At 71.8% G+C, this 26,047-nt stretch carries 26 protein-coding genes; 13 read left to right on the top strand and 13 right to left on the bottom strand.

Features of this window, described 5'->3' with window-relative positions; translation table 11 throughout:
- Nucleotides 1-383: 383 nt before the first annotated feature.
- Genes ACIO3O_RS28860 through ACIO3O_RS28850 form a run of 3 tightly spaced genes read right to left on the bottom strand, consistent with a single transcriptional unit; the run spans nt 384 to nt 4,046 of the window.
- Nucleotides 384-806, bottom strand: a complete 423-nt coding sequence (locus ACIO3O_RS28860) for an NUDIX hydrolase (protein ID WP_401750778.1) — start codon at nt 804-806, stop codon at nt 384-386.
- On the bottom strand, nt 803-1,720 hold the full coding sequence (locus ACIO3O_RS28855) for a CHAD domain-containing protein (RefSeq protein WP_401750776.1): 918 nt from the start codon (nt 1,718-1,720) through the stop codon (nt 803-805). The genes ACIO3O_RS28860 and ACIO3O_RS28855 overlap by 4 nt, the downstream gene beginning before the upstream one ends.
- Nucleotides 1,721-1,778: 58 nt before the next feature.
- The gene (locus ACIO3O_RS28850; RefSeq protein WP_401750775.1) at nt 1,779-4,046 is read right to left on the bottom strand and encodes an RNA degradosome polyphosphate kinase; all 2,268 of its coding nucleotides are present in this window, start codon (nt 4,044-4,046) and stop codon (nt 1,779-1,781) included.
- Nucleotides 4,047-4,511: 465 nt separating this feature from the next.
- Here ACIO3O_RS28850 and ACIO3O_RS28845 point away from each other — a divergent pair, with 465 nt between their 5' ends.
- A complete protein-coding gene (locus tag ACIO3O_RS28845; RefSeq protein WP_401750772.1) occupies nt 4,512-5,042 on the top strand; it encodes a hypothetical protein in 531 nt (176 codons plus the stop codon).
- Nucleotides 5,043-5,051: 9 nt separating this feature from the next.
- Here ACIO3O_RS28845 and ACIO3O_RS28840 read toward each other — a convergent pair whose 3' ends face one another.
- Nucleotides 5,052-5,573 (bottom strand): GbsR/MarR family transcriptional regulator, encoded by a 522-nt coding sequence (locus ACIO3O_RS28840; protein ID WP_401750770.1) that lies wholly within the window; start codon nt 5,571-5,573, stop codon nt 5,052-5,054.
- A gap of 101 nt (nt 5,574-5,674) precedes the next feature.
- On the opposite strand from ACIO3O_RS28840, the gene ACIO3O_RS28835 reads away from it, so the two are divergent.
- Complete coding sequence (locus ACIO3O_RS28835; protein WP_401750769.1) at nt 5,675-6,586, top strand: ATP-binding cassette domain-containing protein; 912 nt, start codon at nt 5,675-5,677, stop codon at nt 6,584-6,586.
- Complete coding sequence (locus ACIO3O_RS28830; protein ID WP_401750767.1) at nt 6,583-8,184, top strand: ABC transporter permease; 1,602 nt, start codon at nt 6,583-6,585, stop codon at nt 8,182-8,184. The genes ACIO3O_RS28835 and ACIO3O_RS28830 overlap by 4 nt, the downstream gene beginning before the upstream one ends.
- An 86-nt stretch (nt 8,185-8,270) precedes the next feature.
- Here the strand turns inward: ACIO3O_RS28830 and ACIO3O_RS28825 are convergent, their stop codons facing one another.
- Nucleotides 8,271-9,065, bottom strand: coding sequence for a diacylglycerol kinase family protein (locus ACIO3O_RS28825; RefSeq protein WP_401750854.1), 795 nt, complete (start codon nt 9,063-9,065; stop codon nt 8,271-8,273).
- A 229-nt stretch (nt 9,066-9,294) separates the two neighbouring features.
- Between ACIO3O_RS28825 and ACIO3O_RS28820 the strand changes: the two genes are divergently transcribed.
- A complete protein-coding gene (locus ACIO3O_RS28820; protein WP_189826828.1) occupies nt 9,295-10,578 on the top strand; it encodes an adenylosuccinate synthase in 1,284 nt (427 codons plus the stop codon).
- A 91-nt stretch (nt 10,579-10,669) separates the two neighbouring features.
- On the opposite strand, the gene ACIO3O_RS28815 is transcribed toward ACIO3O_RS28820, so the two are convergent.
- The gene (locus ACIO3O_RS28815; protein ID WP_401750765.1) at nt 10,670-11,044 is read right to left on the bottom strand and encodes a hypothetical protein; all 375 of its coding nucleotides are present in this window, start codon (nt 11,042-11,044) and stop codon (nt 10,670-10,672) included.
- A 415-nt stretch (nt 11,045-11,459) separates the two neighbouring features.
- Here ACIO3O_RS28815 and ACIO3O_RS28810 point away from each other — a divergent pair, with 415 nt between their 5' ends.
- Nucleotides 11,460-12,818 (top strand): lipase family protein, encoded by a 1,359-nt coding sequence (locus ACIO3O_RS28810; protein ID WP_401750762.1) that lies wholly within the window; start codon nt 11,460-11,462, stop codon nt 12,816-12,818.
- Nucleotides 12,819-12,868: 50 nt separating this feature from the next.
- Here ACIO3O_RS28810 and ACIO3O_RS28805 read toward each other — a convergent pair whose 3' ends face one another.
- On the bottom strand, nt 12,869-14,131 hold the full coding sequence (locus tag ACIO3O_RS28805) for an MFS transporter (RefSeq protein ID WP_401750760.1): 1,263 nt from the start codon (nt 14,129-14,131) through the stop codon (nt 12,869-12,871).
- 26 nt (nt 14,132-14,157) lie between these two features.
- On the opposite strand from ACIO3O_RS28805, the gene ACIO3O_RS28800 reads away from it, so the two are divergent.
- Nucleotides 14,158-14,682 (top strand): CGNR zinc finger domain-containing protein, encoded by a 525-nt coding sequence (locus ACIO3O_RS28800; RefSeq protein WP_401750758.1) that lies wholly within the window; start codon nt 14,158-14,160, stop codon nt 14,680-14,682.
- Between the two features lie 14 nt (nt 14,683-14,696).
- Here ACIO3O_RS28800 and ACIO3O_RS28795 read toward each other — a convergent pair whose 3' ends face one another.
- Nucleotides 14,697-15,329, bottom strand: a complete 633-nt coding sequence (locus ACIO3O_RS28795) for a TetR/AcrR family transcriptional regulator (protein ID WP_401750757.1) — start codon at nt 15,327-15,329, stop codon at nt 14,697-14,699.
- 195 nt (nt 15,330-15,524) lie between these two features.
- On the opposite strand from ACIO3O_RS28795, the gene ACIO3O_RS28790 reads away from it, so the two are divergent.
- Together ACIO3O_RS28790 and ACIO3O_RS28785 are read left to right on the top strand one after the other, a co-directional pair.
- A complete protein-coding gene (locus ACIO3O_RS28790) occupies nt 15,525-15,914 on the top strand; it encodes a hypothetical protein (protein WP_401750755.1) in 390 nt (129 codons plus the stop codon).
- A gap of 86 nt (nt 15,915-16,000) precedes the next feature.
- The gene (locus ACIO3O_RS28785; RefSeq protein ID WP_401750753.1) at nt 16,001-16,513 is read left to right on the top strand and encodes a hypothetical protein; all 513 of its coding nucleotides are present in this window, start codon (nt 16,001-16,003) and stop codon (nt 16,511-16,513) included.
- A gap of 30 nt (nt 16,514-16,543) precedes the next feature.
- Here the strand turns inward: ACIO3O_RS28785 and ACIO3O_RS28780 are convergent, their stop codons facing one another.
- Nucleotides 16,544-16,951, bottom strand: a complete 408-nt coding sequence (locus tag ACIO3O_RS28780; protein WP_401750751.1) for a hypothetical protein — start codon at nt 16,949-16,951, stop codon at nt 16,544-16,546.
- Between the two features lie 158 nt (nt 16,952-17,109).
- On the opposite strand from ACIO3O_RS28780, the gene ACIO3O_RS28775 reads away from it, so the two are divergent.
- Nucleotides 17,110-17,268 (top strand): hypothetical protein, encoded by a 159-nt coding sequence (locus ACIO3O_RS28775; protein WP_401750749.1) that lies wholly within the window; start codon nt 17,110-17,112, stop codon nt 17,266-17,268.
- A gap of 200 nt (nt 17,269-17,468) precedes the next feature.
- On the opposite strand, the gene ACIO3O_RS28770 is transcribed toward ACIO3O_RS28775, so the two are convergent.
- On the bottom strand, nt 17,469-17,714 hold the full coding sequence (locus tag ACIO3O_RS28770; RefSeq protein WP_401750747.1) for a DUF397 domain-containing protein: 246 nt from the start codon (nt 17,712-17,714) through the stop codon (nt 17,469-17,471).
- Entirely contained in the window at nt 17,711-18,547 is an 837-nt protein-coding gene (locus ACIO3O_RS28765) for a Scr1 family TA system antitoxin-like transcriptional regulator (RefSeq protein WP_401750852.1), read from the bottom strand. Before ACIO3O_RS28765 ends, ACIO3O_RS28770 begins: the two co-directional genes overlap by 4 nt.
- Nucleotides 18,548-18,693: 146 nt before the next feature.
- Between ACIO3O_RS28765 and ACIO3O_RS28760 the strand changes: the two genes are divergently transcribed.
- The 4 genes from ACIO3O_RS28760 (at nt 18,694) to ACIO3O_RS28745 (ending at nt 20,995) form a co-directional block, all read left to right on the top strand.
- A complete protein-coding gene (locus tag ACIO3O_RS28760; RefSeq protein WP_401750745.1) occupies nt 18,694-19,134 on the top strand; it encodes a hypothetical protein in 441 nt (146 codons plus the stop codon).
- 135 nt (nt 19,135-19,269) lie between these two features.
- Nucleotides 19,270-20,184 (top strand): hypothetical protein, encoded by a 915-nt coding sequence (locus ACIO3O_RS28755; protein WP_401750743.1) that lies wholly within the window; start codon nt 19,270-19,272, stop codon nt 20,182-20,184.
- A gap of 158 nt (nt 20,185-20,342) precedes the next feature.
- Nucleotides 20,343-20,606, top strand: a complete 264-nt coding sequence (locus ACIO3O_RS28750; RefSeq protein WP_401750741.1) for a hypothetical protein — start codon at nt 20,343-20,345, stop codon at nt 20,604-20,606.
- On the top strand, nt 20,603-20,995 hold the full coding sequence (locus ACIO3O_RS28745) for a hypothetical protein (protein ID WP_345220445.1): 393 nt from the start codon (nt 20,603-20,605) through the stop codon (nt 20,993-20,995). Before ACIO3O_RS28750 ends, ACIO3O_RS28745 begins: the two co-directional genes overlap by 4 nt.
- Nucleotides 20,996-21,097: 102 nt before the next feature.
- Here ACIO3O_RS28745 and ACIO3O_RS28740 read toward each other — a convergent pair whose 3' ends face one another.
- Both ACIO3O_RS28740 and ACIO3O_RS28735 read right to left on the bottom strand, forming a co-directional pair.
- Nucleotides 21,098-23,944, bottom strand: a complete 2,847-nt coding sequence (locus ACIO3O_RS28740) for a serine/threonine protein kinase (protein WP_401750739.1) — start codon at nt 23,942-23,944, stop codon at nt 21,098-21,100.
- Between the two features lie 111 nt (nt 23,945-24,055).
- On the bottom strand, nt 24,056-26,023 hold the full coding sequence (locus tag ACIO3O_RS28735; protein ID WP_401750737.1) for a serine/threonine-protein kinase: 1,968 nt from the start codon (nt 26,021-26,023) through the stop codon (nt 24,056-24,058).
- Between the last annotated feature and the right edge of the window lie 24 nt (nt 26,024-26,047).

The following is a 26,047-nucleotide window of genomic DNA, read 5'->3' as shown; positions in this document are numbered from 1 at the left end:
AGGGGGAAGGGGGAGGGCGGTCCCGTCGCCCAAGGGGGCTAGGGGGAAGGGGGAGGGCGGCCCCGTCGGCCAAGGGGGCGAGAGGGGAAGGGGGAGGGTGGCCCCGTCGGCCAAGGGGGCTAGGGAAGAGGGAGGGGAAGGGCGGCCCCGTCGCCCAAGGGGGCGGGGGGGAAGGGGGAAGGCGTCCCGCAAGTGCAGGTGGCCCGGAGAGTCAGGTGTCCCGGAAGGCCGGCTTCCGCCCCCCCGGAAGGCCGGCTTCCGCCCCCCCCCCGGAAGGCCGGCTTCCGCCCCCCCCGGAAGGCCGGCTTCCGCCCCCCCCGGAAGGCCGGCTTCCGCCCCCCCCGGGAAGGCCGGCTTCCGCCCCCCGGAAGGCCCCCGAGGGCTCAGGCAGGGCGCAGGGAGGAGAGGAGGGCCGGGATGAGAGGGCGGTCGCGGCGTTGGGTGAGGCGGTTGGTGGCCGCCCCCGGCGGGAGCCAGAGGAGCCGGTCGACCTCGGCGTTCGGGGCGAAAGAGCCCGCCGCCGCCTCGGCCGCCCAGTACGCGACCTCCTTCGGCCGCCCCCCGACCACGTACCGCACCGTCGGCAGCCGCGCCCCCGGCACACAGTGGAAGCCCGTCTCCTCCAGGACCTCCCGCAGGGCCCCGGCCAGCGCGTCCTCGCCGCGCTTCAGCTTCCCCTTCGGGAAGGAGAAGTCGTCGTACCGGGGCCGGTGCACGAGGCACACCTCCACCTCCCCGTCGTACGGCCCCCGCCGCCACAGCACGCACCCCGCCGCCAGCACGACCCCCTTGCCCGAAACGCTCATCCCGGCATCACCACCACCGCCTGCCGCCACGCCCGCTGGAAGGCGAAGCGGGCCGCCTCGACCTCGTGGCGCTGCGAGGAATGGAGTACCCCGAGGGCGTACGCCGTAGCGGGTGCGATGCGGGCGGTTCGGGCCGCCGCCGACGCGGCCGCGGCGGCTTCCGCCGCGTCCCGGTGCCGGTCCAGGGAGCGGCCCGCCTCCGCGAGGGCACTGGTGTCGCCCCCGGTGACCTCGGCCGCGTAACGGTGCAGGCGCAGGAGGAGGCGTACGTGGTGCCACGGGGAGTCCTGCCCGTCGTGGACGGCCTCCGCGTTGTACGGGCGGGCCGCCCGCCCCAGCGGCAGCGCGTCCACCGCCTCGGTCAGCCGCCGCCCGGCCCGCGCCGCGTGCTCGTACGGGTCGCCGGGCACCACGGGTGCGTCCGAGGCCAGCAGTGCCACCGCGTCGGCGAGGGCGTGGAAGCGGGAGGAGCCGAGGGCCTGGAGGGCGGCGGAGTGGGCGCGGGTGCGGGCGAGGGTGAGCTGCCGCTCCAGCAGGGCGGCGGCCCGGGCGATGCCGAGCGCGTTCTCCCGTACGGACGCGGCGGCCCCCTCCTCCCGCTGCCCCGGGACGGGAGCCGCCGCCCCCAGCCGTTCCATCGCCTCCAGCAGCCTCCCCAGCCGCGCCGAACACGCGTGCTCTCGGGCCAACGTCCCGCTCAGCCAGGCGAGTTCGGCCCGCAGCGGGTCCGCCCAGGCGGTGTCGGTCATCGGCCGGAAGGTGTGCAGCGCACCCCCGATCCGGCGGGCCGCGCGCCGCATGTCGAGGGCGGAGCGCGCGGACTGCACCGGGTCGGTGGCGTCCGAGCCCTCCCGGTGCCGCCGCAGCGCCCGCAGGAACTCGGCGGCCTGGGCGTTCAGGTGCTCGGCGAGCATCACCTCACCACCCCTGCGGGCAGGCGGAGTTGACGTAACGAAAGCTTCGGCGATGGGTTCATGGCGTGGCACGTCGGCGCCTCCGGGCGTCGATCAGCATTTCCTGTACGTGGCGAAGGGGGTGCCCGTCCGCGTCCGTGGCGTGACGCGTCCAGTTGCCGTCCGGGCCGAGGTGCCAGGACGAGGTGGTGTCCGACATGCCGGTCTCCAGCAGGCGGGACAGGGCGGCCCGGTGGGCCGGGTCGGTGACCCGGACCAGGGCCTCTATGCGGCGGTCGAGGTTGCGGTGCATCATGTCGGCGCTGCCGAACCAGACTTCGGGCTCGCCGCCGTTGCCGAAGGCGAAGACGCGGGAGTGCTCCAGGAACCGGCCGAGTACGGAACGTACGCGAATGTTCTCGGACAGCCCCGCCACGCCCGGCCGCACGGCGCAGATGCCGCGCACCCACACGTCGACCGGGACGCCCGCCTGGGAGGCCCGGTAGAGGGAGTCGATGATGGCCTCGTCGACCATCGAGTTGACCTTGATGCGGACGTACGCGGGACGGCCCGCGCGGTGGTGCGCGACCTCCTGGTTGATCCGCGAAATGAGGCCGTCCCGAAGGGACTTGGGGGCGACGAGCAGACGGCGGTAGGTCTCGCGCCGCGAGTACCCGGACAGCCGGTTGAAGAGGTCCGAGAGGTCCGCGCCGACCTGCGGGTCGGTGGTCAGCAGCCCCAGGTCCTCGTACAGGCGGGCCGTCTTGGGGTGGTAGTTGCCCGTCCCGACGTGGCTGTACCGGCGCAGCGTGTCGCCCTCCTGGCGGACCACCAGCGACAGCTTGCAGTGCGTCTTGAGCCCGACGAGCCCGTACACGACATGGCAGCCCGCCTCCTCCAGCTTCCGCGCCCACTTGATGTTGGCCTGCTCGTCGAAGCGGGCCTTGATCTCGACGAGTACGAGGACCTGCTTGCCGGACTCGGCGGCGTCGATCAGCGCGTCCACTATCGGCGAGTCGCCCGAGGTCCGGTACAGGGTCTGCTTGATGGCCAGCACGTCCGGGTCGGCGGCGGCCTGTTCCAGGAAGAGCTGGACGGAGGTCGAGAAGGAGTCGTACGGGTGGTGCAGCAGCACGTCGCGTTCGCGCAGGGCGGCGAAGATGTCGGGCGCGGACGCCGACTCGACCTCGGCGAGGTCGCGGTGGGTGCCCGCGATGAAGCGCGGGTACTTCAGCTCGGGCCGGTCGAGCCCGGCGATGCCGAACAGCCCGGTGAGGTCGAGCGGCCCGGGCAGCGGATACACCTCCGCGTCGCTGACCTTCAACTCCCGTACCAGCAGGTCCAGTACGTACGGATCGATGGACTCCTCGACCTCCAGGCGCACCGGCGGCCCGAAGCGGCGCCGCATCAGCTCCTTCTCCAGGGCCTTCAGCAGGTTCTCGGCGTCGTCCTCCTCGACCTCCAGGTCCTCGTTCCGGGTCACCCGGAACATGTGGTGGGCGAGGACCTCCATCCCCGGGAACAGCTCCTCCAGATGCGCCGCGATGACGTCTTCGAGGGGGACGTACCGCTCGGGGGAGGCCTCCAGGAAGCGCGACAGCAGCGGCGGCACCTTCACCCGCGCGAAGTGCCGGTGCCCGCTGACCGGGTTGCGCACGACGACGGCCAGATTCAGCGACAGCCCCGAGATGTACGGGAAGGGGTGCGCGGGGTCCACCGCCAGCGGGGTGAGCACCGGGAAGATCTGCTGCCGGAACAGGGTGAAGAGGCGGGCCTGCTCCTTCTCCGTCAGGTCCGGCCAGCGGATGAGGTGAACGCCCTCGTCGGCCAGCGCCGGGGCGATGTCCTGCTGGAAACAGGCGGCGTGCCGGGCCATGAGCTCGCGCGAACGCGTCCAGATCAGGTCCAGCACCTCGCGCGGCTGGAGCCCGGAGGCGGACCGTGTGGCCACCCCCGTCGCGATCCGCCGCTTCAGCCCGGCCACCCGCACCATGAAGAACTCGTCGAGGTTGCTGGCGAAGATGGCCAGGAAGTTAGCCCGTTCGAGGAGGGGCGTGGTGGGGTCCTCGGCCAGCTCCAGCACCCGCTCGTTGAACGCGAGCCAGCTGCGCTCCCGGTCCAGGAACCGTCCCTGCGGCAGCGGGGTCCCCTCCTGGTCCCCCTCCCCCTCCTCGTACATGTCGAGGTCGGAATCCAGATCCGGATCGAGCCCGGAGGCCGGTGCGGCGGCCAGGGTGTGCGGCCGGTGCGCGGCGATGGACCCGACGGACGGCTGCGTGTGCTGAACAGGAACGTCGGCGCTCGTGCTGCTCTTGCTGGCACCGGTGCTGGGCTGCTGCTGGCTCATGGCCCCATTCTTCCGTGCGGGGCCCTCGGCGGGCGCGCCGAAATAGAGGGCGGCGGGCGGGGTGGGCACGGGGGGTCGCATTGAGCGAGGGTCGCAAGGGTGTCTGAATCCTGGGTTACGGGGAGGTGGCCCCCGGGGGAGCGGGGGCGGACCGGGGGCCTCTGGGGGCAGACCTCGCTCGCTCCCGCGTGGGCGCCGTTCTGCCCGGTTCCGGCAGGGCGGTCCGGCGGGACTTGCCGGGGCGGCCCCCTGGGGAGCCCTGCCGGAGCCGTGGTCGGATGGCCGGGTGCTGGGGTGCTGGGGTGCCGGGGTGCTGGGGTGCTGGGGTGCTGGGGTGCTGGGGTGCTGGGGTGCCGGGGTGCCGGGGTGCCGGGGTGACGCCTCGCTTCGACCGCGCGCAGCGCTACTCGGAACGACCTGACCCGGAAGGGGCAGTGCGCCGTGGACGGTACGGAAGATCGCGGGGTGGCCGGCCCCCTCCCGCTCAAGCCGGTCCTCGCCCCTGACGAGACGTCCTACGGCCTGGACGTGTACTGCCTCCGGGCCCATCTCCTGACGGCCGTGGGCATCACCCTGGCCTGCCTCGTTGCCGTTCTCATCACGACCGGTGCCGCCCCCGCGACCCCGGAGCCCGTCGGATATGCGCTCGTCTCCCTGGGGCTCGGCGCCGGTGCGCTGCGGGCGGCACGCCGGATGCGGCGCGTCCTGCGCAGCTTTCCCTGGCAGGTGTGCCGGGCGGTGACGGTGCGTGGACGGCTGGGCGCACCCGTCGTGGTGCTGACTGATCCCGGAAGCGGACTTCTGCTGCCGTTCTCCGTGGCCACCACCCGCAACCGCTTCCAGGCCGCCGACCCCGGGCCCGAGGCCGTGCTGTGGTTCTGCGGCGACTTCGTGCGAGGCGGTGTGGTCTCGCTGCCGGGCGGCGACGCCCTGGTGTGGGTGCGTCCGCTCCGGGGGCGGGCCGCCCGCAGGGCGGTCGGGCGGGCCGGCCGGTAGCCGGGCCCGTCATCCCTCCCGGAGTCCCTCCCGCTGGGCCCGCCACCGTTCCATCATCAGCGGGATCTCCTTCTGCACGAACGCGAAGAAGTCCGCCGACTCCGCCATCCGGCGTCCCGCCGGGCTGTCGGGGCCCAGCAGTTCCGCGCCCTCCAGGAGGACTGCCTCCCAGCGCACCATGATCTGGTCCCGCTTGCCGAACATCTCGTACCAGAGCTCGTCGTGCAGCACGTAGCGGTCCCGCCGGGTGCCCGGCTCGCGTTCGCGCCGGACCATGCTCACGTGGGTGAGGTAGCGGATCGCGCCCGACACCGCCGCCGGGCTGATCTGCAACCGCTCGGAGAGTTCCGTCGAGGTCATCGCCCCGGTCTCGGAGGCGAGCAGCGCGGCGAAGACGCGGGACGACATGCGCTGCATGCCCGCGTCCGTCAGTTCGCCGGCGAAGCGCTCGACGAAGCGGGACACGGCGGCCTCGTCCGGGCGGGCGGTCAGGGGGTGCTGGTCGGCTCCCTTGTCGTTCACGCTGGTCATCGCCTCATCTTCTCCCCTGTTCGACGCCCTTCGATCGTATCCCCGACTTTATACGTTTCCTTAACTTCACAAATTTGTGAAGTGAGCGTACGTTCAAAAACATGACCAACGCACTCAGCGTGGCCGGACTGCACAAGTCCTTCGGCCGCACGCATGCACTGGACGGACTGGACCTGGAGGTCCGCTCCGGCGAGGTTCACGGCTTCCTCGGGCCCAACGGCTCGGGCAAGTCCACCACCATCCGTGTCCTCCTCGGCCTCCTGCGGGCCGACTCCGGGGCGGTGCAGCTGCTCGGCGGCGACCCGTGGCGGGACGCGGTCGCGCTGCACCGGCGGATCGCGTACGTCCCCGGAGACGTCACCCTGTGGCGCAACCTCTCCGGGGGCGAAGTCATCGACCTGTACGGGAAGTTGAGGGGCGGCCTCGACCCGGCGCGACGGGCCGAGCTGATCGCGCGCTTCGAGCTGGACCCGACGAAGAAGGGGCGTACGTATTCCAAGGGCAACCGACAGAAGGTCGCCCTCGTCGCCGCCTTCGCCGCCCGGGACGTGGATCTCCTCATCCTCGACGAACCCACCAGCGGGCTCGACCCGTTGATGGAGTCCGTCTTCCAGCGGTGCGTGGAGGAGGCCCGGGACGCGGGGCGGACCGTACTCCTCTCCTCGCACATCCTCAGCGAGGTCGAGACCCTCTGCGACCGGGTCAGCATCATCCGGCAGGGGCGGACGGTCGAGACGGGTTCGCTGGCCGAACTGCGCCACCTCACCCGTACGTCCATCTCCGCCGAACTGGCCTCCGCCCCCAACGGGGTCGCCACCCTCCCCGGCGTCCACGACGTCGACGTCCAGGGCAACCGGGTCCGCCTCCAGGTCGACACCGACAAGCTCGACGCGGTCCTGTCCGCCCTCACCTCCTCCGGTGTCCGCTCGCTCACCAGCACGCCGCCCACGCTGGAGGAGCTGTTCCTGCGCCACTACAGCGACGAGACCAGTGAGGAGGCGCTCGTACGATGAGTGCCGTCGCAGCCCCTGTCCCGGCCGGTGGTCAACTCACCGGCCTGGCAACCCTCTTGAAGCTCGCCCTGCGCCGCGACCGGGTCATGCTGCCCGTCTGGGTCCTCGTCCTCGGCGTCACCATGAGCAGCGGCGCTGGGACGGTCGACGAGCTGTACGGAACGGCAGCCGAGCGCGCGAAAGTCGCCGCCTCCATGGCCGGCAGCGGTTCGCTCCGCGCGCTCTACGGCTCGGTCTTCGACACCTCCGTCGGCGGCCTCGTCGCCTGGCGGCTGGGCGGTTTCGTCGCCCTCATGGCGGGCGCGATGAGCCTGATCATCGTCGTACGGCACACCAGGGAGGAAGAGGAGACCGGGCGCCAGGAGATGCTCTCCGCCGGGACGCTCGGGCGCCGGGCCCCGCTCGCCGCCGCCCTGCTCACCGCCCTGATCGCCAACACCGCCCTCGCCCTCCTCGCCTGCGCGGGCCTCGCCTCCTCCACGCAGGACGCGACCGGCTCCCTGGCCCTCGGGCTCGGGATCGGCGCGACCGGCATGTTCTTCGCCGGGGTCGCGGCCGTCACCGCCCAGCTCAGCGAGAGCGCCCGCCTGGCGAAGGGCCTCGCGGTGGCCGTCCTGGGGGCCTCCTTCGTCCTGCGCGCCGCCGGTGACGCCGCGACGACCGACTCCTCGTCGGTGCTGAACTGGCTCTCGCCGCTGGGGTGGACCGCCAACATCCGTCCGTACGCCGACGAGCGTGCCCTCCCGCTGATCCTGCTGCTCGCGAGCGCCGCCCTGCTGGCGTGGGCGGCACAAACCCTGGCCGCCCGCCGCGACGTGGGCATGAGCTTCCTGCCCGCCCGGCCCGGCCCCGCCACCGGGCGCCTGACCTCGGCGTACGCCCTGGCCCTGCGCCTCCAGCGCGGCACCGTCGTCGCGTGGGCGGCGGGCTTCCTGGCCTGCGGGCTGCTCTTCGGCGGCATGACGAGCGGCGTCACCGACCTGGTCGGCGGCAACGCCAAGACCGCCGAGATCTTCCAGCGGATGGGCGGCAGCCGGGCCCTGGACGAGGCGTTCCTCGCCGCGATGGTCGGCATGCTGGGCATGGTCGCCGCGCTGTACGCGGTCGGGTCCGTGCTCCGGCTGCACGCCGAGGAGACCTCCGGCCGGGCCGAACCGGTCCTCGCGGGCGCGGTCGGCCGACTCCGCTGGGCGGCGGGCCACCTCGTCATCGCCTTCGGCGGCTCGGTCCTCGTCCTGCTGTGCGGCGGGCTGGGCCTGGCCCTCGGGTACGGAAAGTCCTTCGGGCCGGTCCTGGGTGCCTGCCTGGTCCAGGTTCCGGCGGTGTGGACGCTGGCCGGTCTCGCGGTCCTGCTGCACGGGGTGCTGCCCACCCTCACGCCGGCCGCGTGGGGGCTGACCGGCCTGTGCCTGGCGGTGGGCTGGATCGGCCCGGTGATCGGCGCACCGGACGCGCTGCTGCGGATCTCCCCGTTCGGCCACCTGCCGAAGGTGCCGGGGGCGGAGATGGCCTGGACCCCGGTGCTGGTCCTGACGGGCGTGGCGGCGGCACTGGTGGCGGCGGGGCTGGCGGGCCTGCGGCGCAGGGACGTGGCGTAGGGACGTGGCGCAGGGGCCCCGGCCTCCGGTACGGGGTGGGGCGGGGCGGCGGCGGACCTGTGCGGCCCACCCCGCCCCGCCTCCCCTCACCCGCCCCCCGGCACCACCAACCCCCACGCCCCCTCCCGCACCGTCCACGTCCGGGTCCGGACCGGGCCGCCCACCGTGCCGTCCGCCCGGTAGCGGAAGTCCGGGCCCGAGACCGTGACCGTGCGGGCGCTGGCGGACGCGGCCGAGACGCCCGGGGGCCCCGCGACCTCGACCTCGACCGTGCCGCCGCCCCGGGAACGTACCGACACCCCTTCCACCGCCTCGTCCAGGTCGCTCAGCAGCACCCCGTCCGCCTCCACCCGCAGCCGGTACGTCAGCAGCCGCTTCGGCGGGGTCGGGCGCACCAGGGTGCGGACCAGGGAGCGGCAGGCCGTCCACACGGAGGGCGGGCCGCCGGAGGCCGCGCCGGGGCCGGAGGGGGAGAGGGCGGGGACGCGCAGCCCGCCCAGGACCACGCCGTCGCTGTCGTCGACCAGCAGGTCGAGCCGCCGCGACGCCCCCTCCAGGACCGCTCGGGCCGCCGCGACCGTGCCCGTCGGCACGCCCAGCGAACGGGCCAGGACCACCCGGTCGCCCACCGGGACCAGGCCGAGGGGATCGCCGTCCGCCAGCTCCCGCTCCCGGTGCAGGAGGCCCACCGTACGGAGCAGCGCGCGGTCGTCGCCGATGACGACCAGCCGTTTTCGGCCCCGGCGGGCAAGGGCCCGCGCGAACTCCTCGGCACTCTCCGGAAGAGAGATTTTTGTGCGTGCCCCGGCACACAGCACGTCTTTCGCGATGCGTACGGACTCGCCGTCCATACGCCGGGCGACCGGGTCGATGACCACCATGAGCTGGTCGGGAGCCGACACCTCGGTCCTTCCTCGGGTAGCATCTTTGTGCAAGAGCCCCTTGCGCTATTGCGCCAGGGGCTTCGTCTATTCCGGGGCAGCTCGTTCAGCGGTCAAGGCACGCGACGGACGTCAGGAGACGTCCCGTACGCCGACACAGTCGTCGGTGCACGTCATCGCGTACGCCCCTTGACCTTGGACATGCCCCGCCCGGAAGGGGTGTACGCCTGTGCCCGCACTTGTGCTGCTCGGTGCTCAGTGGGGTGACGAAGGCAAGGGAAAGGCCACCGACCTGCTCGGTGGATCCGTTGACTATGTAGTGCGCTACCAGGGCGGCAACAACGCCGGCCACACGGTTGTCGTTGGCGACCAGAAGTACGCGCTGCATCTTCTCCCTTCCGGAATCCTCTCGCCTGAGTGCACGCCGGTCATCGGAAACGGTGTCGTCGTCGATCCCGCCGTCCTGCTCTCCGAGCTGAGTGGGCTGAATGACCGCGGTGTCGACACGTCCAAGCTTCTGATCAGCGGCAACGCCCACCTGATCACGCCGTACAACGTCACCGTCGACAAGGTGACGGAACGGTTCCTCGGCAAGCGGAAGATCGGTACGACGGGTCGCGGCATCGGTCCGACCTACGCGGACAAGATCAACCGCGTCGGCATCCGCGTCCAGGACCTCTACGACGAGTCGATCCTCACCCAGAAGGTCGAAGCGGCGCTGGAGACCAAGAACCAGCTGCTCACCAAGCTCTACAACCGCCGCGCCATCGAGGCGGAGCGGATCGTCGAGGAGATGCTCCAGTACGCGGAGCAGATCAAGCCCTTCGTCGCCGACACCACGCTGATCCTGAACAAGGCGCTGGACGACGACAAGGTGGTCCTCTTCGAGGGCGGCCAGGGCACCCTGCTCGACGTCGACCACGGCACGTACCCCTTCGTCACCTCCTCGAACCCGACCGCGGGCGGCGCCTGCACGGGTGCGGGCGTGGGCCCGACGAAGATCAGCCGCGTGATCGGCATCCTGAAGGCGTACACCACGCGCGTCGGCGCGGGCCCCTTCCCCACCGAGCTGTTCGACGAGGACGGCGAGGCGCTGCGCCGCATCGGTGGCGAGCGCGGTGTCACCACCGGCCGTGACCGCCGCTGCGGCTGGTTCGACGCCCCGATCGCCCGTTACGCCACCCGCGTGAACGGCCTGACGGACTTCTTCCTCACCAAGCTCGACGTGCTGACCGGCTGGGAGGAGATCCCCGTCTGCGTCGCGTACGAGATCGACGGCAAGCGCGTCGAGGAGCTGCCCTACTCGCAGACCGACTTCCACCACGCGAAGCCGATCTACGAGAAGCTCCCCGGCTGGTCCGAGGACATCACCAAGGCCAAGACCTTCTCCGACCTGCCGAAGAACGCGCAGGCGTACGTGAAGGCCCTGGAGGAGATGTCGGGCGCACCGATCTCCGCGATCGGCGTCGGCCCCGGCCGCACCGAGACGATCGAGATCAACTCCTTCATCTGACGCGCGTCTCCGACGCGTCGCCGCGTGCCATGCGGACGGCCCGCCTTCCCCGGATGCCGGGGGAGGCGGGCCGTCGTATGGGCGGGGTGGGTCAGCACGTCGACGCGGAGCTGATGCGGATCTTGTCGACCACCCAGCTGTTGAACGTGGTCTCGTAGCCCGGCTTGGTGCACCACGTCTCGCCGTTGGTGAAGTGCGTGTAGACGACGTCGTCGTTGCGGGTGTTCACCATCTTGGTGGCGCCCTTGCTCGAACCGAGACTCTGCCAGCCGCTGGTGACGTCCTTGAACTGGCCCGTCTTCGTGGAGCCCTTGTAGAAGCACACGTACGGGTAGGCGCAGCTCGCGGCGGCGGCCTGCGAGGCGGACGAGGCCGAGGTGGCCGCCGAGGCCATCGGGGCGAAGGCCAGGCCGGTGCCCACCGCCGCGGCGGCCGCGGTGAGGGCGAAGCGCTTGCGTATCTGCATGGTGTCGGCTTCCTTTCCAGTTCACGGGCCGGGTGCCCCGGGAGTGTCCCGGTGGTCCCCCGAGTCGGCCCGTGCTGTGCGGGGAAGCGGTGCCGCCGGTCAACGGCACCGCGGTGCTGCTGGGCCAGGAACCTACGGGGGTGTGCCGGCGCCGTCGTCCCGCGCCGGGTTGAATTCGGCGGGCCGGTGAGGCGTACGGGGGAGACTCCTGCAACTTCCGTTGTACGGCGGGGAGTTGAGGCCAATTCCGGCCTGGTGCCCCCGTGCTCGTCGCCCCCTCCGAACTTTCCTCACCTTGTGAGAACTCTGGTCAACAGGCGTACCCCTTGGTAACTTTCGGCGCTGTTACCGCTAGGTAACACCCCTGACACCCCCACGCCATCCCCGTGTTCCATGAGACGAATCCGAGGGAACCATGCACCGCATCGCACCGGGCAAGCTGGCCACCGCCGTCGTCACCGTCCTGGCCGCCACCGCCCTCCCCCTGGCCGCCACCGCCTCCGCCGCCCCCACCGCCGCCGTGTCGCAGACCGCTTCGGCCTCCGCTGCCAAGGACTCCTTCTACGCGTACGACGGCGAGAAGCCGCTCTCCTCGTACGCACCCGGCGACGTGCTGAAGACGCGCACGCTGAGCTACCACGTCCTCGGCATCCCCACGCCGGTCAAGGCGACCCAGTTGCTCTTCCGTACGGTCGACGCCCAGGGGCGGCCGTCCGCCGGGGTGACCTCGGTCGTCCGCAGCCCGAACGGCGACAGCGGCAAGGCCGTCTCGTACCAGTCGTTCTACGATTCCCTCGACCCCGAGCACGGGCCCTCCCGCGCGATTGCCGGTGACGTGTCGCTCGGCGGCGCCATCGCCAACGGCGAGTCGCTGCTGCTGGCGCCGCTGCTGCTCGCGGGCTACAACGTCGTCATCCCCGACACCGAGGGCCAGACCGCCAACTTCGCCGCCGGGCCGGAGTACGGGACGAACACCCTCGACTCGATCCGGGCCGCGAGCAAGGCCCCGGAGACCGGGCTGAACTCCGCGACCCGGTTCGGGCTCGCCGGGTACTCCGGCGGGGCCATCGCCACCCACTGGGCCGCCGTCCTCGCGCCGAGCTACGCGCCGGACGTCAACAAGAGACTGGTCGGGTACGCGGAGGGCGGCCTGCTGGTGAACCCTTCCCACAACCTGAAGTACATCAGCGGGAGTTCGATCTGGGCGGGCGTCGCGCCGATGGCCGTCATCGGGGCCGCCCGCGCCTACGACATCGACTTCACGCCCTACCTGAACGACTACGGCCTGAAGGTCTTCAAGAAGCTTCAGAAGGCGTCCATCGCGAACGCGCTGGGCCAGTACCCGGGTCTGACCTGGAAGAAGCTGGTGAAGCCGCAGTACGCCGACCCGAACTCGGTCCGCCCCTTCGTCGAGGCCGTGAACAAGCTCAACCTCGGTTCGGCCGCCACCCCGCAGATCCCCGGCTACATCGCGCAGGGCAACGGGGGCGTCTTCGAGGGCACCCTCAGCAACCACCCGGGCATCGGGCGGGGCGACGGCGTCATGGTCTCCGGCGACGTGCGGGCGCTGGCGCGGCAGTACTGCGACAAGGGCAACACCTCCATCAAGTACCAGCAGTTCGAGCTGCTGAGCCACGTCGGGGCGGCCGTGCCGTGGGCCCCCACCGCCGTGGGCTGGATGAACGACCGCTTCGCGGGCAAGAAGGCCCCGTCGGACTGCGGGCGCATCCCGGCGGGCAACTCGCTGGACCCGGAGGTCCCGACGGGGTCCTGAAGGATCTTGAGGGCTCTTGCGGGCTCTTGAGGGCTCTTGAGGTCACCCCGTCAGCGGGTGCGGAGCTCCGTCGTCGCCGTGACCGCCACGGCGACGGCGGCCGGCAGGGCCAGCAGTGCCCAGGCCGGGACGAAGCTGCCGGTGAGGTCGACCAGCAGGCCGAGCACGGGTGGCACGGTGACGATGGCGATCTGGTTGACGGACATGGCCAGCCCCAGGGCGAAGCCGGTCCTGCCCGGCGGGGCCGCTTCGGTGACGTAGGCGACCCACGGGCCGTACCAGCCGAAGCCGAAGAAGCCGAGCCAGACGAAGACACCGGAGGCGACGACCGGCGACCTCCCGGCCGGTGTCATCAGCACGGCCAGACCGGCGATCACGGCGACCAGGCAGACCAGTACGACGGTGTAGCGCCCGGACCTGCTCCGGTCGCTCCAGGCCGCCAGGCAGATCCGGCCCGCGACGCCCGCCCCCTGGGAGGCCACCAGGACCAGCGCCGCCGTCCCCGCGCCGACCGCCGCCGTGCGGTGCAGGTGGAGCACCGTCAGGATGCCCACGCCGCACTGCACGGAGACCAGGCTGGTCCCCGACAGCATGATCTTCACCGTGGACGGCTCCCGGAGCATGCGCAGCCGGGCGCGGAGCTGGGCCGCGAGCGAGGCCGAGGGCTCGGTTTCTTGAATGGCGGGCGATGCGGGCGGCCGACGATGGCAGCCCATGAACAGCCCGGCCCCGAGCAACGCGACGAAACCCCCTGCCAACAGGGTCGCCCGCCAGCCGAACTCCACGGCCACAAGAGGGAGTACGGCAGAGGCGAGCGCCGCGCCCAGCGGCAGCCCGGCCTGCCGGATGCCCATGGCGACGCCGCGCTGCGACGCGTCGAACCAGGACGCCACCGACTTGCTGCCGCCCGGCTGCACGGTGCTGTACCCCATCCCGACCACCAGCAGGACGCCCAGCAGGGCCGCGTATCCCGTCGCCAGGCTCCCCGTGCACAGGGCCAGCCCAACCGTGCCCGCACCGATCCCGACCACCCAGCGCTCGCTGTACCGGTCCAGCAGTTCACCCGCCACCAACAGCCCGACCAGCGGCGCGAGTTGTGCCGCCGAGAGCAGGAGCCCCAGCTGTGCCGTGCTCAGATCCAGGGCGTTCTGCAGGTGGACGCCGAGTGCTCCGATGCCGCCCACGAAAAAGCCGGACGCCGCCTGGGTGAAGGTGGCGACGCCCAGCACGACCCAGCGGTAGCGCCACGGGTCCCGGTTCCGGAATCCGGTGCGTCCGGGGCGTACGACGTCCCCTGCGGTGCCTTGTGTCATGCGCACCACCCTGCTGTCATGGTCTTATGCAGCTCAACCCTTACGGCGCTGACGCCGTGAACCTGGCCGCGGACCTGGCCAACCAACGTCCCCGCAGCGCGGAGGAGTTGGCGGACCGCTGCCGCGCCGCCGGGCTTGTGCTGGAGCGCCCGGTGGCGGCGGACGACCTCGACCGCGCTCGGTCGGCCCTCGACGCGTGGGAGGCCGTCGTCGATGCCGCAGACGAGCAGGAGCGCGCCGACCTGCTCAACCGGATGCTGGCCGAGGCCGCCGCCTACCCACGGCTGACCGCCCACCCCGGCACCGGCTGGCACCTCCACTACCGGGACGATCAACAGCCGCTCGGCTCCGTCCTGTTCACGCTGTTCGCGGTCGGCACGGCGTTCCACCTCGCGCACCGGGGCATGCACCGGCTGGGGCGCTGCGAGACGACCGCATGCGACACGGCCTTCGCCGACACCTCGCGCACCGGACTGCAGCGCTACTGCTCGCAGCGCTGCGCCAACCGTGACGCCGTCCGCCGTCACCGGGCGCGGGCGGCGCTCGCCTGACCGGAGTGTGCCGCCTACGTCGCGGGGCTCACACAGGTGGAGCAGTCGGGGGACGGGGAGAACAGCCCGTGGACGAGGGCACGCGTCGTGCGGTCCAGGTCGGGTTCGGGCAGGGCGGAGGGGCACAGGGCAAGAGGGACGAGGGTGAGCAGGAGAACGGGCGCGTACGCGGCGGGCGGGGCGTCCGACGTGCCCGGGGCGGATCTCGTGCCGTAGCCGCTGAGGCGTCTGTGCAGCCAGCCCTTCGCGGCCCAGTACAGGGGGTGATCGGCTGAACTCACGGCGTGCAGCAGTACGTCCGGGGATCGCTCCCGGAGCGAGACCGTCAGCGGATGATCGCGCACGAGCCGTGCGGCGTACGACAGTTGGCAGGCCAGCTCGCAGAGTGGCGGGAGCTGCGTGACCACCGACTGCGGAGGCTCGTCGGCGTGCCGGAGCAGCAGGTCCAGCCCGTAGGCGAGTGCTTCGGAGTGCAGCTGCCGGGGTCGGGGCCAGTGCCGGTAGAGGAGGCTTCGGTGGGTGCCCGCGAGCCGGGCGATGTTGTCGAGCCCCGGCTTGCGGACGCTGTGCTCGGCCATGGCCTGAAGGGTGGCCTCGTAAAGGAGGCTGAGCGGTGGCGGGTCGATCACCCGCGGACGAGCGTTCATGGAAGCACCCTGACCGCCCCGCAGCTCCCGCGCGCCGAATACCTGCAAGATCACTCAGAGGTGGCGATCGGAGGGGGTGCAGGAAAAGTGGGACAGTTTGGGCGCGAAGTGTCCCACTTTTTGGAGGGGGGTGATTTTTGGCGGCGAATTGGCACCCGTCCCGCTCCGGCCGGTGCACCCACGCAGGAGGAACCCGTGTCGTACCCGCATCCCCGCAGCCCCGAGGAGCAACTCGCGCACGCGAAGCGCCTGTTGGGCCTTCCATGCATCGTCGTGATCTGTGGCTCCACCCGCTTCATGGCCGAGATGAACGAGGCCGATCTCCGGGAGACCGCAGCCGGAAGGATCGTCGTCAAACCCGGCTGCGACCTCAAGTCACCGCACGCGCTGTGGTCCGACCCCGCCGAGGCCGAGTCGCTGAAGGTCCGCCTCGACGAGCTGCACCGGGCGAAGATCCGGCTCGCCGACGAGGTGCTCGTGGTCGGCCCCTACATCGGCGACAGCACCCGAGCCGAAATCACCTACGCCCGCTCCCTGAACAAGCCCGTACGTTTCACCCACCCCGAAGTCGCCCCCAGCTCCTGAGCAGTCTCTGACGCGGGCGACCGGGTCGGCCGAGGCCCGGGGCATGATCAGCGACAGTCGTTGAGCCAGTCCCCCGGGATCAGGTCATGAACCCGGTCGAGGTCTTCCACCGTCCGGCCGCGGGCCAGAACGGCCAGGCCGTCGTCGACACGGAGAAGTACGTCCCGGCCCAGGAACCACCGGATCGCGTGCTCCTCCTCGCCGATCGGATACGCAGGAAGGGGCAGCCGGACCCCCAGCCTCTCCTCGGCCGCGACCAGATCGGCCTCCGCCCACCCGTCACCGCTCTCCAGGGCACCAGCCCCATGGGCAGCGAAGCCCTGGATGAAGCTCCACGCACCACTACGGCCTTCGACGCCTCCGGCAAGAGACGCAGCGAGATCGAACCCTTGTGTCAGACCGGGACGATATCCGTCCCGCTCACCAGACCCTCAACAGCCCGGCACACCGACGAAGACGCCCTTCTCACCCCGGGTGGCGCCGATTCGAGGAGGAGCAGCCCATGTCCATACGCATCCGCAAGGCTCCGGCCGCCGACGAGGGCGAAGGGTAAGGCTGGTGGCTCTACTCGGAAGGTTGACCGGCGAACGACGCGTTGATGCGCCGAATCCTGGCGTCGTGCGACGGGACTAGTTCGGTTCGGTGGTCGATGTGAGACGTGGTGTGCGACCGGCGCGTACGAAGTCGAGGTACTCGTCTTGGGCAATACCGGCGTTGACCCACCGGCCGGGGACGGCTCCCGTGCTGGCCTCGGCGGTCGCCATGGCCTGCGATTCGTCCTCGGCTGTGGCGACCTCCTGACCGAAGTCCTCCTCGCCGTCGGAATCGAGGGCGGGGAACTCGGTGAGATCGTAGAAGTGCTCTCCGCCGATGTCCTCGGCGGTGTGGAGCATGACGGTGTATCCAACAGGTGCTGGCCTGACCTCTACCCAGCGAATGCCGGGCTGGTCCGGTCGGCCTACCGCGCCGAGGAACTGTTCGATGGTGCGGCCCCGCCGTAGGGCGGCGAGGGCGAAGGATTCGGTCAGGTATCGCACGTGGACAGCGTAGAGCGACGCCTCAAGCTGCCTGGGCGGGGTACGGGGTCCAGGCACGGATTCGGTGAGTCGGGCCCGAAGCGCGTCGTCCTCCGGGCCCTGGTGTTGCGCCAGTGCACGTAGGCGCCGATGGCGGCGTCCTGTTCGCCGACTGGCTGATGAGCACAGACCTGAACACCGTACCGATCACGCACCCGGCGCAGAAGCAGGCTCTCGTAGACCTGCTCGCACGTCTGGAGGAAGTGGACGTCATCGAGTCCACCGTTGAAGAGATCGTCACAGCCCAGGCCGAGGTGGCCAAGAACATGGGCTGGTAGGGAGCCGTACGAGGTTGGGGGTTTTCGAAGGGCACGGCGGTGGTGGCTGCCCGGCGTGTGGCGAGCGCGACGAGGATCAGCCTGAGGCTGCTGAGTTCCATGTTGCCGGGGCGAGTCCTGTGCAGCGGCCCCGCGCGACGTCAGCGGGCCGCGCGTACGGCACGGCCCGCGTTCCCCGCAGCCGGACGGGGGGGCGTGGGTCAGCGGGGTTCGACGGTGGGGAGGAAGGCGGACCAACTGGCGCTGGAGACCGTGAGGATGGGGCTCGTGTCGCTCAGCTTGGAGTCGCGGATGTGGACGGTGTGGGGGCAGGCGGAGACCTCGACGCACTCGCCGCCACTGCTGGCGCTGTACGAGGACTTGTGCCAGTCGTAGGCCACTTCGAGGCACTCGCCTCCGCCGCTGCTGCTGTAGCTCGACTTGAACCACCGGAGGGTCTTGCTCATCTCTGCTCTCCCGCCAACTGCTCAATGAGGCCCAGCGATTCACGAGGGCCCAGGGCCTGTGACCGGATCTTCGCATATCGCTGGAAGTAGAGCGTGACCTTTGTGGGGTCTTCAAGCAGGATGCTCTCGTCTTGGATCTCCAGGTAGACCAGGCGTTCGTTGTCCAGTGTTTCGATGATGGTGAGGTTGCCCCGGTCGCCTGCGTACTCGCCGTAGCGACCGCAGTCCTGCTTGAGCACTTGGATGGTGACGTTGCGTCGACGGGCACATGCGGCGAGGTGACGCATTTGGTCGCGCATGATTTCTTCGCTGCCCACCAGCCGGGTGAGTACGGCCTCTTCGATAACCAGCTCGGCCAGGGCCGTTGGTTCACGGTCGAGCAGCGACTGCCGCTCCATGCGCGCCTGGACGAGTTCTTCCGCCCTCGCCTCCGAGACCGGTGGGTAGCCGCCACTGATCAGCGCCTTCGCGTAGGCCTCTGTCTGGAAGAGCCCATGCACGGTCTGCATCGAGTAGATGAACAGCGTCGCCGCCTTGGCCTCCAGGTCCGCGAAGTCCTGGAAGAACGGCGGGAACTTCTCACGCCGGACCGCCGTCCGAGCCTCCTCGAAGAAGCCGGACCCCTCGCCCACAACCTCCTCCAGCCGGACGAGCATCAGGTCGCTCGGCGGCTGCGCGCACGTTTCCATGGCGCTCACCGCCGCCCCGGTGAATCCCAGTTCCTGCCCCAGTCGATCCTGCGACCAGCCCCTCTGTTTCCTGATGGCCAGGACCATCTTCGCAACCAGTCGTGCCGCCGGACCTGCCGTTTCCTTGTTCTCCGCACGCGCCATCGCGTTCACCAATTCACTCTCAACTGGCCTCAACCAGCCTCAACCAGTCCCCGCCGAATTCAACCCGGCACAACGGGAGTTGGCATTGTCCAACGGCCCGCCGAAGCCTATGGAAAACGTAAGGCAGCCCCCGACAAGCTGTCAGCGTGGATACGCAAACTCGTGAAGTAAACATCGACTGGATTCCCGCATCCGGCTTCCAACTCCGCAAAGCCGGCGTGCAATTCGATGCCGTACGCATCGAGGGGAGCGCGGGGCGCCGGGTGGCCGAGATGCTGGAGGAGATGACGGGCGGCGACCCCGGGCCGATCGTCGCCGAGGTGAAGGGCGTCCGGGCCGTGTACTTCCTGGTCCGGGCCGGAAGCACCGGGTACCGGGCGTGGCCGCGCGGGGTGACGGTACTCAACTCCGGCCCGAACAGGGTGAGTTACGTACCCGTGCCCGCACTCACTGGCGGGACCTGGCCGCTGACCTGGTGGTGTCCGCCGAGTTCGGCCGGGCGGCGAGTGCATTCGGGGCTGCTGGCGGGCGTGGCGGACGCGGTGCTGGTGGCGGAGTCAGCAGAATCCGGCGGCTCACCCGAATGAGTGGGAAAGCTCAACCTGGCTTGCGCGTAGGGATGTTGATGGTCGCGTAATGGTCGGCGACATAACTTCAGATCAACATGAAACGGCCCCGCGGTGTTAGAGCACCCGGGGCCCGACACCCGGAGCCACCTCCAGATGTACATTCACCGTACCTCGCCCACGCGCGCCTTCACCATCTTCAGCAACCAATTGTTGCGGGATTGCTCGATCTCCTGGTGCGCGGCAGGCGTACTGATGTACCTCATCAGCCTCCCCGAGGAAGCCCGGGCGTCCGTGCGTTCACTGGCGGAGAAGCGCAAGGAGGGGCGGGCCCGGATCGCCTCCGCCCTGCGTGAGCTGGAGAAAGCCCGGTATCTGCGGCGCGAGGTGCGCAAGGACCCCGAGTCGGGGCACTTCCGGACCGTGTACGTGGTGTTCGACAGCCCGTACGAAACGAGCGGGCCGGAGCCCGTGGAGCCCGCCCCCGAGAATGAACCCGAAAGTGGCTGGAACCTGGCCTCCGGTGACCGGACGGCTCGCGGCACGGGCCCGAAACCCTTGGTTTCAAGCACCTCTCCGAAAGAACCTCCCTCCCTGGCGGAGGGCGAGGCCGACCCCGCCGTACGGACCGGGCGGGCCGCCCGCTTCCTGCACGGGCTCGGGCGGGCCGTGCCCGCGCTGTCGCTGGGGGCGGCCGAGGCGTTGAGGCTCGCGCCGCTGGTGGAGGTGTGGTGGGAGCGCGGGGCCAGTGACGCCGTACTGGAGAAGGCGCTGACGGCGGGCCTGCCCCAGGAGGTGCACTCGGCCCCGAAGCTGCTCGCCGACCGGCTGCGACGCAAGTGCCCGCCGGTACCGCCCGCCCCGCCGGAGCCGTTGCTGCGGCACGCGTGCGAGGGGTGCGGGGCGCGGCTGCCCCAGGCCGGGCGGTGCGCGGCGTGCGTGCGGGGGGTGGTGCGGGAGAACAGGGAGCCGGTGCCGGTCGCCGAGGGCGTGCTCGGGTTCATCGAGTCGGCCAGGCGGGGCGCGGAGGCGGCGAGGGCCGCGATGCGGGGGCTGGCGCCGGGCGTGTAGGGGGCTGTGCGTGCCCCGCACCCGCGTCCCCGTACCGACAAGGACTTCCGGCCCGGATCCGGGTCGGCGGAATCAAGTAACCGGAGAAGAAGGAAGGGGTCCTCGTGACCGCATTGCTCGAACCGCCCCAGGTGGTATACCGAAGGTATACTGCCGTTATGGCCGACACCACGATCAAGGTTGACCCCCTCACCCGCGACCGCCTGATGGTGCTCGCCCGGGAGCGCGGCATGACCATGCGCGATCTCCTCACGGAGCTGGCCGACGCCACGCCCACCCAGGAGGAGCTCCGCAAGCGGTACGAGGCGACCAAGGCTTACTGCGAGACGCACTTCGGAGTGACGCTGACGGACGAGGATCACGACCGGGCCGAGCAGGTGTGGAAGGACTTGGAGGCCGGTCGGCCCGTGGACAGCCTGTGACCCGGTCCGTGGCGGTGGTCTACGACGAATCCGCGCTGCTCGCCCTCGGCCGGGGCAACCGGCTCGCCTCGCAGTTCCTGTCCAACACCGAGCATGGGCCGACACGGCATGTGTACGTCCCCGCTGTCTGCCTCGCGACGGCGGACGGGGTGCGCAAGGGGCTCGCGGACCACGTGGGAGCCCTGCCCGCCGCCGAGATCGTGGACCTGGACTTCGCAGGTGCCTCGGCGCTGGGCGCGCTGCTCAGGGACGGGATCGCCATGCCGGTCGGACACGCCGTCCACCTGTCCCGCCCCACCCTGGACTGGCCGGACGGACGACCGGTCGTGACGGTGGAGCCGGAGCTGTACGCCGACATGCCGCTGGTGCGGACCATCCGGCTGCCCTGAGGTGAAGGGGGTGGGGCGCGTCCTGGGGCGCGTCCCACCCTCCTGCGCGGCGACCAGGGCGGTCACGATCAGGTCGCCGATCGTGGCGGGGCCGTCGTGGGCTCAGCCCGCCCGGCGGTAGGAGGCGGGTGCGTCGTCGCTGCTCGCCCCGGCCTGCGTGACGAACAGCTGCTCGCCGCGCAGTTCGAACAGCTCGGTGTTGGAGTCGCCGCTCTTGCAGTAGTCCTTGGGCTCGCTCGCGGTGACCAGGGCGGGGGCGACGCGGAGGGTGTTCGCGCCGCCTGTGCCCGCGTCGATCAGGGAACCCTCCCACTCGCAGTGGTAGTTGTCGCCGTCGCCGGTCTGCTGGAGGACGACCTCGCCGTACGTTCCCTGGCCGATCTTGAGGATGACGTTGTGGGTCGCGCCGTCCTCGCCCTTGTAGGTGCGCTTCCAGGTGGCGACCAGCGGGGCGGGCACGGCCTCCTTGGCCATCGGCGGGACCTTGCGGAGCACGGCGGTGTTGCTGCCGTCGCTGTCCGTCCAGACGACGGTGCCGTCGGGGCGCAGGCGCAGGGTCTGCTTGCCGGAGGGGGAGCAGTCGTCGCTCTCGGGGAGGGACTTCACGACGCGCTTGGTGTCGACCTCCAGGAGGTTTCCGGCGGAGATGAGGGTGGAGACGCCTTCGCAGAGGACCTTGTCGCTGGAGTTGACGGTGTCGATGATCTCCTCGCCCTCGGCGCCCTGCTTGATGGTGAAGCGGCGTACGGCTTCGACCGACCCGTCGGACTTCTTCACCTCGCCCTGCCAGATGCCGAGGTATCCGGCGGGGACGGCGCCCGGGCCGGGGGTGGGGGGCGGCGTGCCCGGGGTGGTGGGTTGGGCGGTGCCGGTGCCCGGGGCGGGTGGGTTGGCGGCGGGGGTCTGCTTGGGCTTCGACGAAGTGCCCTGCTGGGCCTTGTCGTTGTCCTTGCCGCTGTCGTTCTTGTCGCCGTTGCCGTTCAGGAGGCCGGGGGCGAGGAGGACGCCGCCGACGGCGACGGCCAGGGCCGCGACGATGCCGACCGCGATGAGGAGGGGCTTGCGGCCCTTGCGGGGGGTGGGGGGCTGCGCGGTGCCGCTGGGGGAGATGTTCACCGCGGGGCCGAAGCCGCCGGGGGGAGTGGAGCCGCCGGGGGGTGTGGACCCTGCGGGGGGCGGGCTTCCGTAACCGCCGAGGGGGAGGGAGCCGCTGGGAGGCGTGGACCCGTCGGGGGGTGTTCCGCCGAAGCCGGGCGGGGGCGGGCCGAATCCCGGCGGGGGCGCCGATGCGGAGGGCGCGGTCGGGGTGGGTCCGGGCGCGGGGGAGGGGGCGCTGGCGGCGGGCGGGTTCGGGCCGCCTCCCGGCGCAGCACCGGCATCGGGTGGGGTCCCGGGCGCGGAGGAGTCGGGCGCGGGGGGCTCCGGTGCGGGGGATTCCGATGCGGCGGAGGGCTCGGGCGCGGGGGAGGACTTTGGTGCGGGCGAAGGCCCCGGTGCGGGGGCGGCTGCGCTCCTCGGGTCGGCGGCCTCGGCCCGGTACGCCCCGGGCAGCGGGGTCGGAGGCCCGGCAGGCATCGCCGGTACGGGTGCCGCGCTCCCCGGGAGCGGAGTCGGCGCCGGTGCCCCCATCGGCCTCGGCGGCACGGACGGCGGCGGTGTCGCAGGCGCGGCGGGATGCGGTGCCGCGCCCGAGCCGGGAGGCGGTGCCGTGCCCGGGGCCCATGCCCCGCCGTGAGGCAGTGCCGCACCCGGAGTCGATCCCGAGCCGGGATGCGGTGCCCCGTCGGGAGTCGGTGCCGCACCCGGTGCCGAACCAGAGCCGGGGGGCGGTGCCGCGCCCGGAACCGCGCCCGCGCCCGGTGCCGCGCCCGGAACCGCGCCCGCGCCCGGTGCCGCGCCGGGAGGCGGCCCGAACACGCCCGCCGCCAGCGCACCCGCACCCAGCGCACCCGCCCCCAGCGCCCCGGGCACTCCCAGCGCCCCCGGCGCGCCCGTCGGCGGGCCCGCCGGCATCGGCGGCTGCGCCAGCCCCGCCGGAGTTTCCGCGTCCAGCAACTGCGCCGCATGACGCCCCAGTTGAGCCACCAGCGCCGCCGGAAGCCACGGCTCGTCCGAGCCCTCGTCCGGAACGGCCTCGGCGGTGCGCTCCGCCACCTCCCCCGGCGTCGGCCGTGCCGCCGCATCCTTCGCCAGGCAGTCCCGTACGAGAGGCAACAGCCCCTCCGGCACCCCCGTCAGGTCCGGTTCCTCCTGCGCGATGCGGAACATCACCCCGTGCATCCCGCTCTCGCCGCCCCCGAACGGGGCCCGGCCCGTCGCCGCGAAGGCCAGTACCGAGCCGAGGCAGAACACGTCGCTCGCCGCCGTCAGCGACTCGCCCCGCACCTGCTCGGGGGACATGAAGCCGGGGGAGCCCACCACGGCCCCCGTCCGCGTCAGCTTGCCCGTGCCGGAGACCGCGTCCAGGGCCCGCGCGATGCCGAAGTCGATGACGAGGGGGCCGTCGATGGTGACCAGGACGTTGCCGGGCTTGAGGTCACGGTGGATGAGCCCGGCCCCGTGGATCGCGGCGAGCCCCTGCGCCAGCCGGTTCGCCAGCACGCGCACCGAACTCTCCGGCAGCGCACGCCCGTTGCGTACGACGGCCTCGTGGAGCGTCGGCCCCGGAACGTACCCCGTGGCCACCCAGGGCTCCCGCGCCTCGGTGTCCGCGTCCAGCACGGGGGCCGTCCACTCGCCGCCGACCCGGCGGGCCGCCGCGACCTCCTGGGCGAAGCGCCGCCGGAACTCCGGTTCCGCCGCGAGTTCGGCCCGTACCAGCTTGACGGCGACGGTGCGGCCGCCCTCGGAGCGGGCGAGGTAGACCTGCCCCATGCCGCCCGCGCCGAGTTTGCTGAGCAGGCGGTACGGGCCGATGCGGGCTGGGTCGGAGTTGGTGAGGGCTTCCATGGGCCGAGAATAGGTTCCGGTCCAAGTCCCGGACCGGCCGGTGAAGTTGTTGTTACGGGAACGGAACTGACCGCTCCCGCAGCCCGCCACTCGCCACCCGCCTGCGCGGAGCTAGCCCGCCGCCCCCCACTTCCGCGCGAACTCGCCGGGCTCGCTGTCCGTGCCCATCGAGAAGTCCTGGAGGAGTTCCTTGCCCCGGTAGCGGATGATCCGCAGGTTCCGGGACGAGGAGTCCTGGACGCACTGCGGGTCGGACTTGTCCCGGTCGAGCGCCAACGGGCCGAGGACCAGCAGGTTTCCCGCGCCGCCGACCGTTCCGGTCCGTACGCACAGCTCGTCGCCCGGCAGCAGGTTGCCCTGGTCGTCCGTCTTGGGCATGGACTCGTCGAACCGTACGAGCGACGTCCCGACCGGTCCCTGGGTGACGGTCAGGGTCGTCCGGTAGCGGTCCCGCTGCTCGGCCGACAGCTCCTTGAACGGCACGGCCTCCCACACCCCGACGAACCGCGCGGGCACCGCCTCCGGACCGGCCTTCGCCCGCTTCAGGGTGGCGGTGACCGGGCCCGACCTCCACTCCAGTACGTCTGCGGAGTGCAGGGTGAGGGTCTGTCCCGCGGAGGGCGTGCAGCGCTTGGCGGGCGCGCTGGTGGTCACGGTGCTCTCGCCGAGGACCACCGTGTCCGCGTTCGCCGACACCAGCACCGAGCGGCCCATGCACAGCAGGTCAGGGCCGACCTGGACGTACGTTCCGGCCTTGTCCCCGGTGCGCCCCTGGGCGATCTCGATGCGGCGCGTCTCGCTCGGCATGTCCGGGTCGCCGCGTACGACGCCCTCCCACGCCCCGAGGAACGCGGCGGGCACGGCGTCGGCGGCCGGGGCGGCGCGGGTGGGCGCGGGCGTGTCGCCCGCCTGGCCCGGCGTGCCCTTCTCCCGCGCCTGGTACGCGGCGAACCCTCCGCCTGCGGCGAGCGCCAGCACCGTACACACGGCGATGACGATCCGGTGCCGGCGGCGGGGGCGGGCGGCGGTGGGGGCGTCGGGCGGGCCGGAGGTGCCGGATGTGCCGGTCTCCTCGGGCGGCGGCGGGGACACGGCGGAGACCTCCCCACCCCGCACTTCCCCACTCCGGACATCCCCTCCCCGTACATCCCCACCCCGTACCTCGAAGTCCAGCAACTCCGCATTGCGTTCACCGATCAGCGCCAGCACCCCGGCGGGCAGCCACGGCCCCGGCGGCGCCGACAGGTGCGCGGCGATCGACGCGGCGATCGACGCGGCGTCGGGCCGGGCGGCCGGGTCCTTGCGCAGGCAGGCCCGCACCAGCCCGGCCAGATCGCCGGGCAGGTCCTCGGCCCCGGGCAGCCGCGGTTCGTCGTGCGCGATGCGGAACATCACCGAGTGCGCCCCGCTGGCCCCGTCCCCGAACGGCTGCACCCCGCTCGCCGCGTACGCCAGCAGCGACCCGAAGCAGAAGATGTCCGACGCCGTCCCGACCCGCTCGCCGCGCACCTGCTCAGGCGACATGAACCCGGGCGACCCGAGCAGCTCCCCGGTGCCGGTGAGCGTGAGGACACCTTCCCCGGTCACCGAGTCGAGGGCCCGCGCGATCCCGAAGTCGATGATCCGCGGCCCCTGCACCGCCAACAGCACGTTCGACGGCTTGAGATCCCGATGGACGAGCCCCCCGGCGTGAATGGCCTCCAGCGCCTGCGCCAGCCCATGCGCCAGCACCCGCACGGTGTCCGCGGGCAAGGGCCCGAACTCCCGCCCCACGACGTCCCGCAACGACGGCCCGGGAACGTACGCGGTCGCCACCCACGGCACGTGCGCCTCCGTGTCGGCGTCGATGACCTCCGCCGTCCACACCCCGCCCGCCCGCCGCGCCGCCGCGACCTCGCGGGCGAACCGCTCCCGGAAGGAGGGCTGTTGGGCCAGTTCCGGCTGTACGAGTTTGACGGCGACGGTTCGTCCCCCGCTCGACCGCGCCAGAAACACGCGGCCCATGCCGCCCGCCCCGAGCCGGGCGAGCAGCCGGAACTGGCCCACCCGGGCGGGGTCTTCGGCTCTCAGCGCATCCACGGCGGCATGATGCCACGAGGGGTG

The sequence above is a fragment of the Streptomyces sp. NPDC087440 genome (assembly GCF_044744005.1).
Taxonomy (GTDB): Bacteria; Actinomycetota; Actinomycetes; order Streptomycetales; family Streptomycetaceae; genus Streptomyces.
This window is presented reverse-complemented; position numbering and strand designations above follow the sequence as displayed.

What these genes read in the sequence shown, in the direction of transcription:
- ACIO3O_RS28860 (WP_401750778.1), bottom strand. Translation starts at nt 806, where the DNA reads ATGAGCGTTTCGGGCAAGGGGGTCGTGCTGGCGGCGGGGTGCGTGCTG.
- ACIO3O_RS28855 (WP_401750776.1), bottom strand. Translation starts at nt 1,720, where the DNA reads ATGCTCGCCGAGCACCTGAACGCCCAGGCCGCCGAGTTCCTGCGGGCG.
- ACIO3O_RS28850 (WP_401750775.1), bottom strand. Translation starts at nt 4,046, where the DNA reads ATGAGCCAGCAGCAGCCCAGCACCGGTGCCAGCAAGAGCAGCACGAGC.
- ACIO3O_RS28840 (WP_401750770.1), bottom strand. Translation starts at nt 5,573, where the DNA reads ATGACCAGCGTGAACGACAAGGGAGCCGACCAGCACCCCCTGACCGCC.
- ACIO3O_RS28835 (WP_401750769.1), top strand. Translation starts at nt 5,675, where the DNA reads ATGACCAACGCACTCAGCGTGGCCGGACTGCACAAGTCCTTCGGCCGC.
- ACIO3O_RS28830 (WP_401750767.1), top strand. Translation starts at nt 6,583, where the DNA reads ATGAGTGCCGTCGCAGCCCCTGTCCCGGCCGGTGGTCAACTCACCGGC.
- ACIO3O_RS28825 (WP_401750854.1), bottom strand. Translation starts at nt 9,065, where the DNA reads ATGGTGGTCATCGACCCGGTCGCCCGGCGTATGGACGGCGAGTCCGTA.
- ACIO3O_RS28815 (WP_401750765.1), bottom strand. Translation starts at nt 11,044, where the DNA reads ATGCAGATACGCAAGCGCTTCGCCCTCACCGCGGCCGCCGCGGCGGTG.
- ACIO3O_RS28810 (WP_401750762.1), top strand. Translation starts at nt 11,460, where the DNA reads ATGCACCGCATCGCACCGGGCAAGCTGGCCACCGCCGTCGTCACCGTC.
- ACIO3O_RS28805 (WP_401750760.1), bottom strand. Translation starts at nt 14,131, where the DNA reads ATGACACAAGGCACCGCAGGGGACGTCGTACGCCCCGGACGCACCGGA.
- ACIO3O_RS28800 (WP_401750758.1), top strand. Translation starts at nt 14,158, where the DNA reads ATGCAGCTCAACCCTTACGGCGCTGACGCCGTGAACCTGGCCGCGGAC.
- ACIO3O_RS28795 (WP_401750757.1), bottom strand. Translation starts at nt 15,329, where the DNA reads ATGAACGCTCGTCCGCGGGTGATCGACCCGCCACCGCTCAGCCTCCTT.
- ACIO3O_RS28785 (WP_401750753.1), top strand. Translation starts at nt 16,001, where the DNA reads ATGAACCCGGTCGAGGTCTTCCACCGTCCGGCCGCGGGCCAGAACGGC.
- ACIO3O_RS28775 (WP_401750749.1), top strand. Translation starts at nt 17,110, where the DNA reads ATGAGCACAGACCTGAACACCGTACCGATCACGCACCCGGCGCAGAAG.
- ACIO3O_RS28770 (WP_401750747.1), bottom strand. Translation starts at nt 17,714, where the DNA reads ATGAGCAAGACCCTCCGGTGGTTCAAGTCGAGCTACAGCAGCAGCGGC.
- ACIO3O_RS28765 (WP_401750852.1), bottom strand. Translation starts at nt 18,547, where the DNA reads ATGGCGCGTGCGGAGAACAAGGAAACGGCAGGTCCGGCGGCACGACTG.
- ACIO3O_RS28755 (WP_401750743.1), top strand. Translation starts at nt 19,270, where the DNA reads ATGTACATTCACCGTACCTCGCCCACGCGCGCCTTCACCATCTTCAGC.
- ACIO3O_RS28750 (WP_401750741.1), top strand. Translation starts at nt 20,343, where the DNA reads ATGGCCGACACCACGATCAAGGTTGACCCCCTCACCCGCGACCGCCTG.
- ACIO3O_RS28740 (WP_401750739.1), bottom strand. Translation starts at nt 23,944, where the DNA reads ATGGAAGCCCTCACCAACTCCGACCCAGCCCGCATCGGCCCGTACCGC.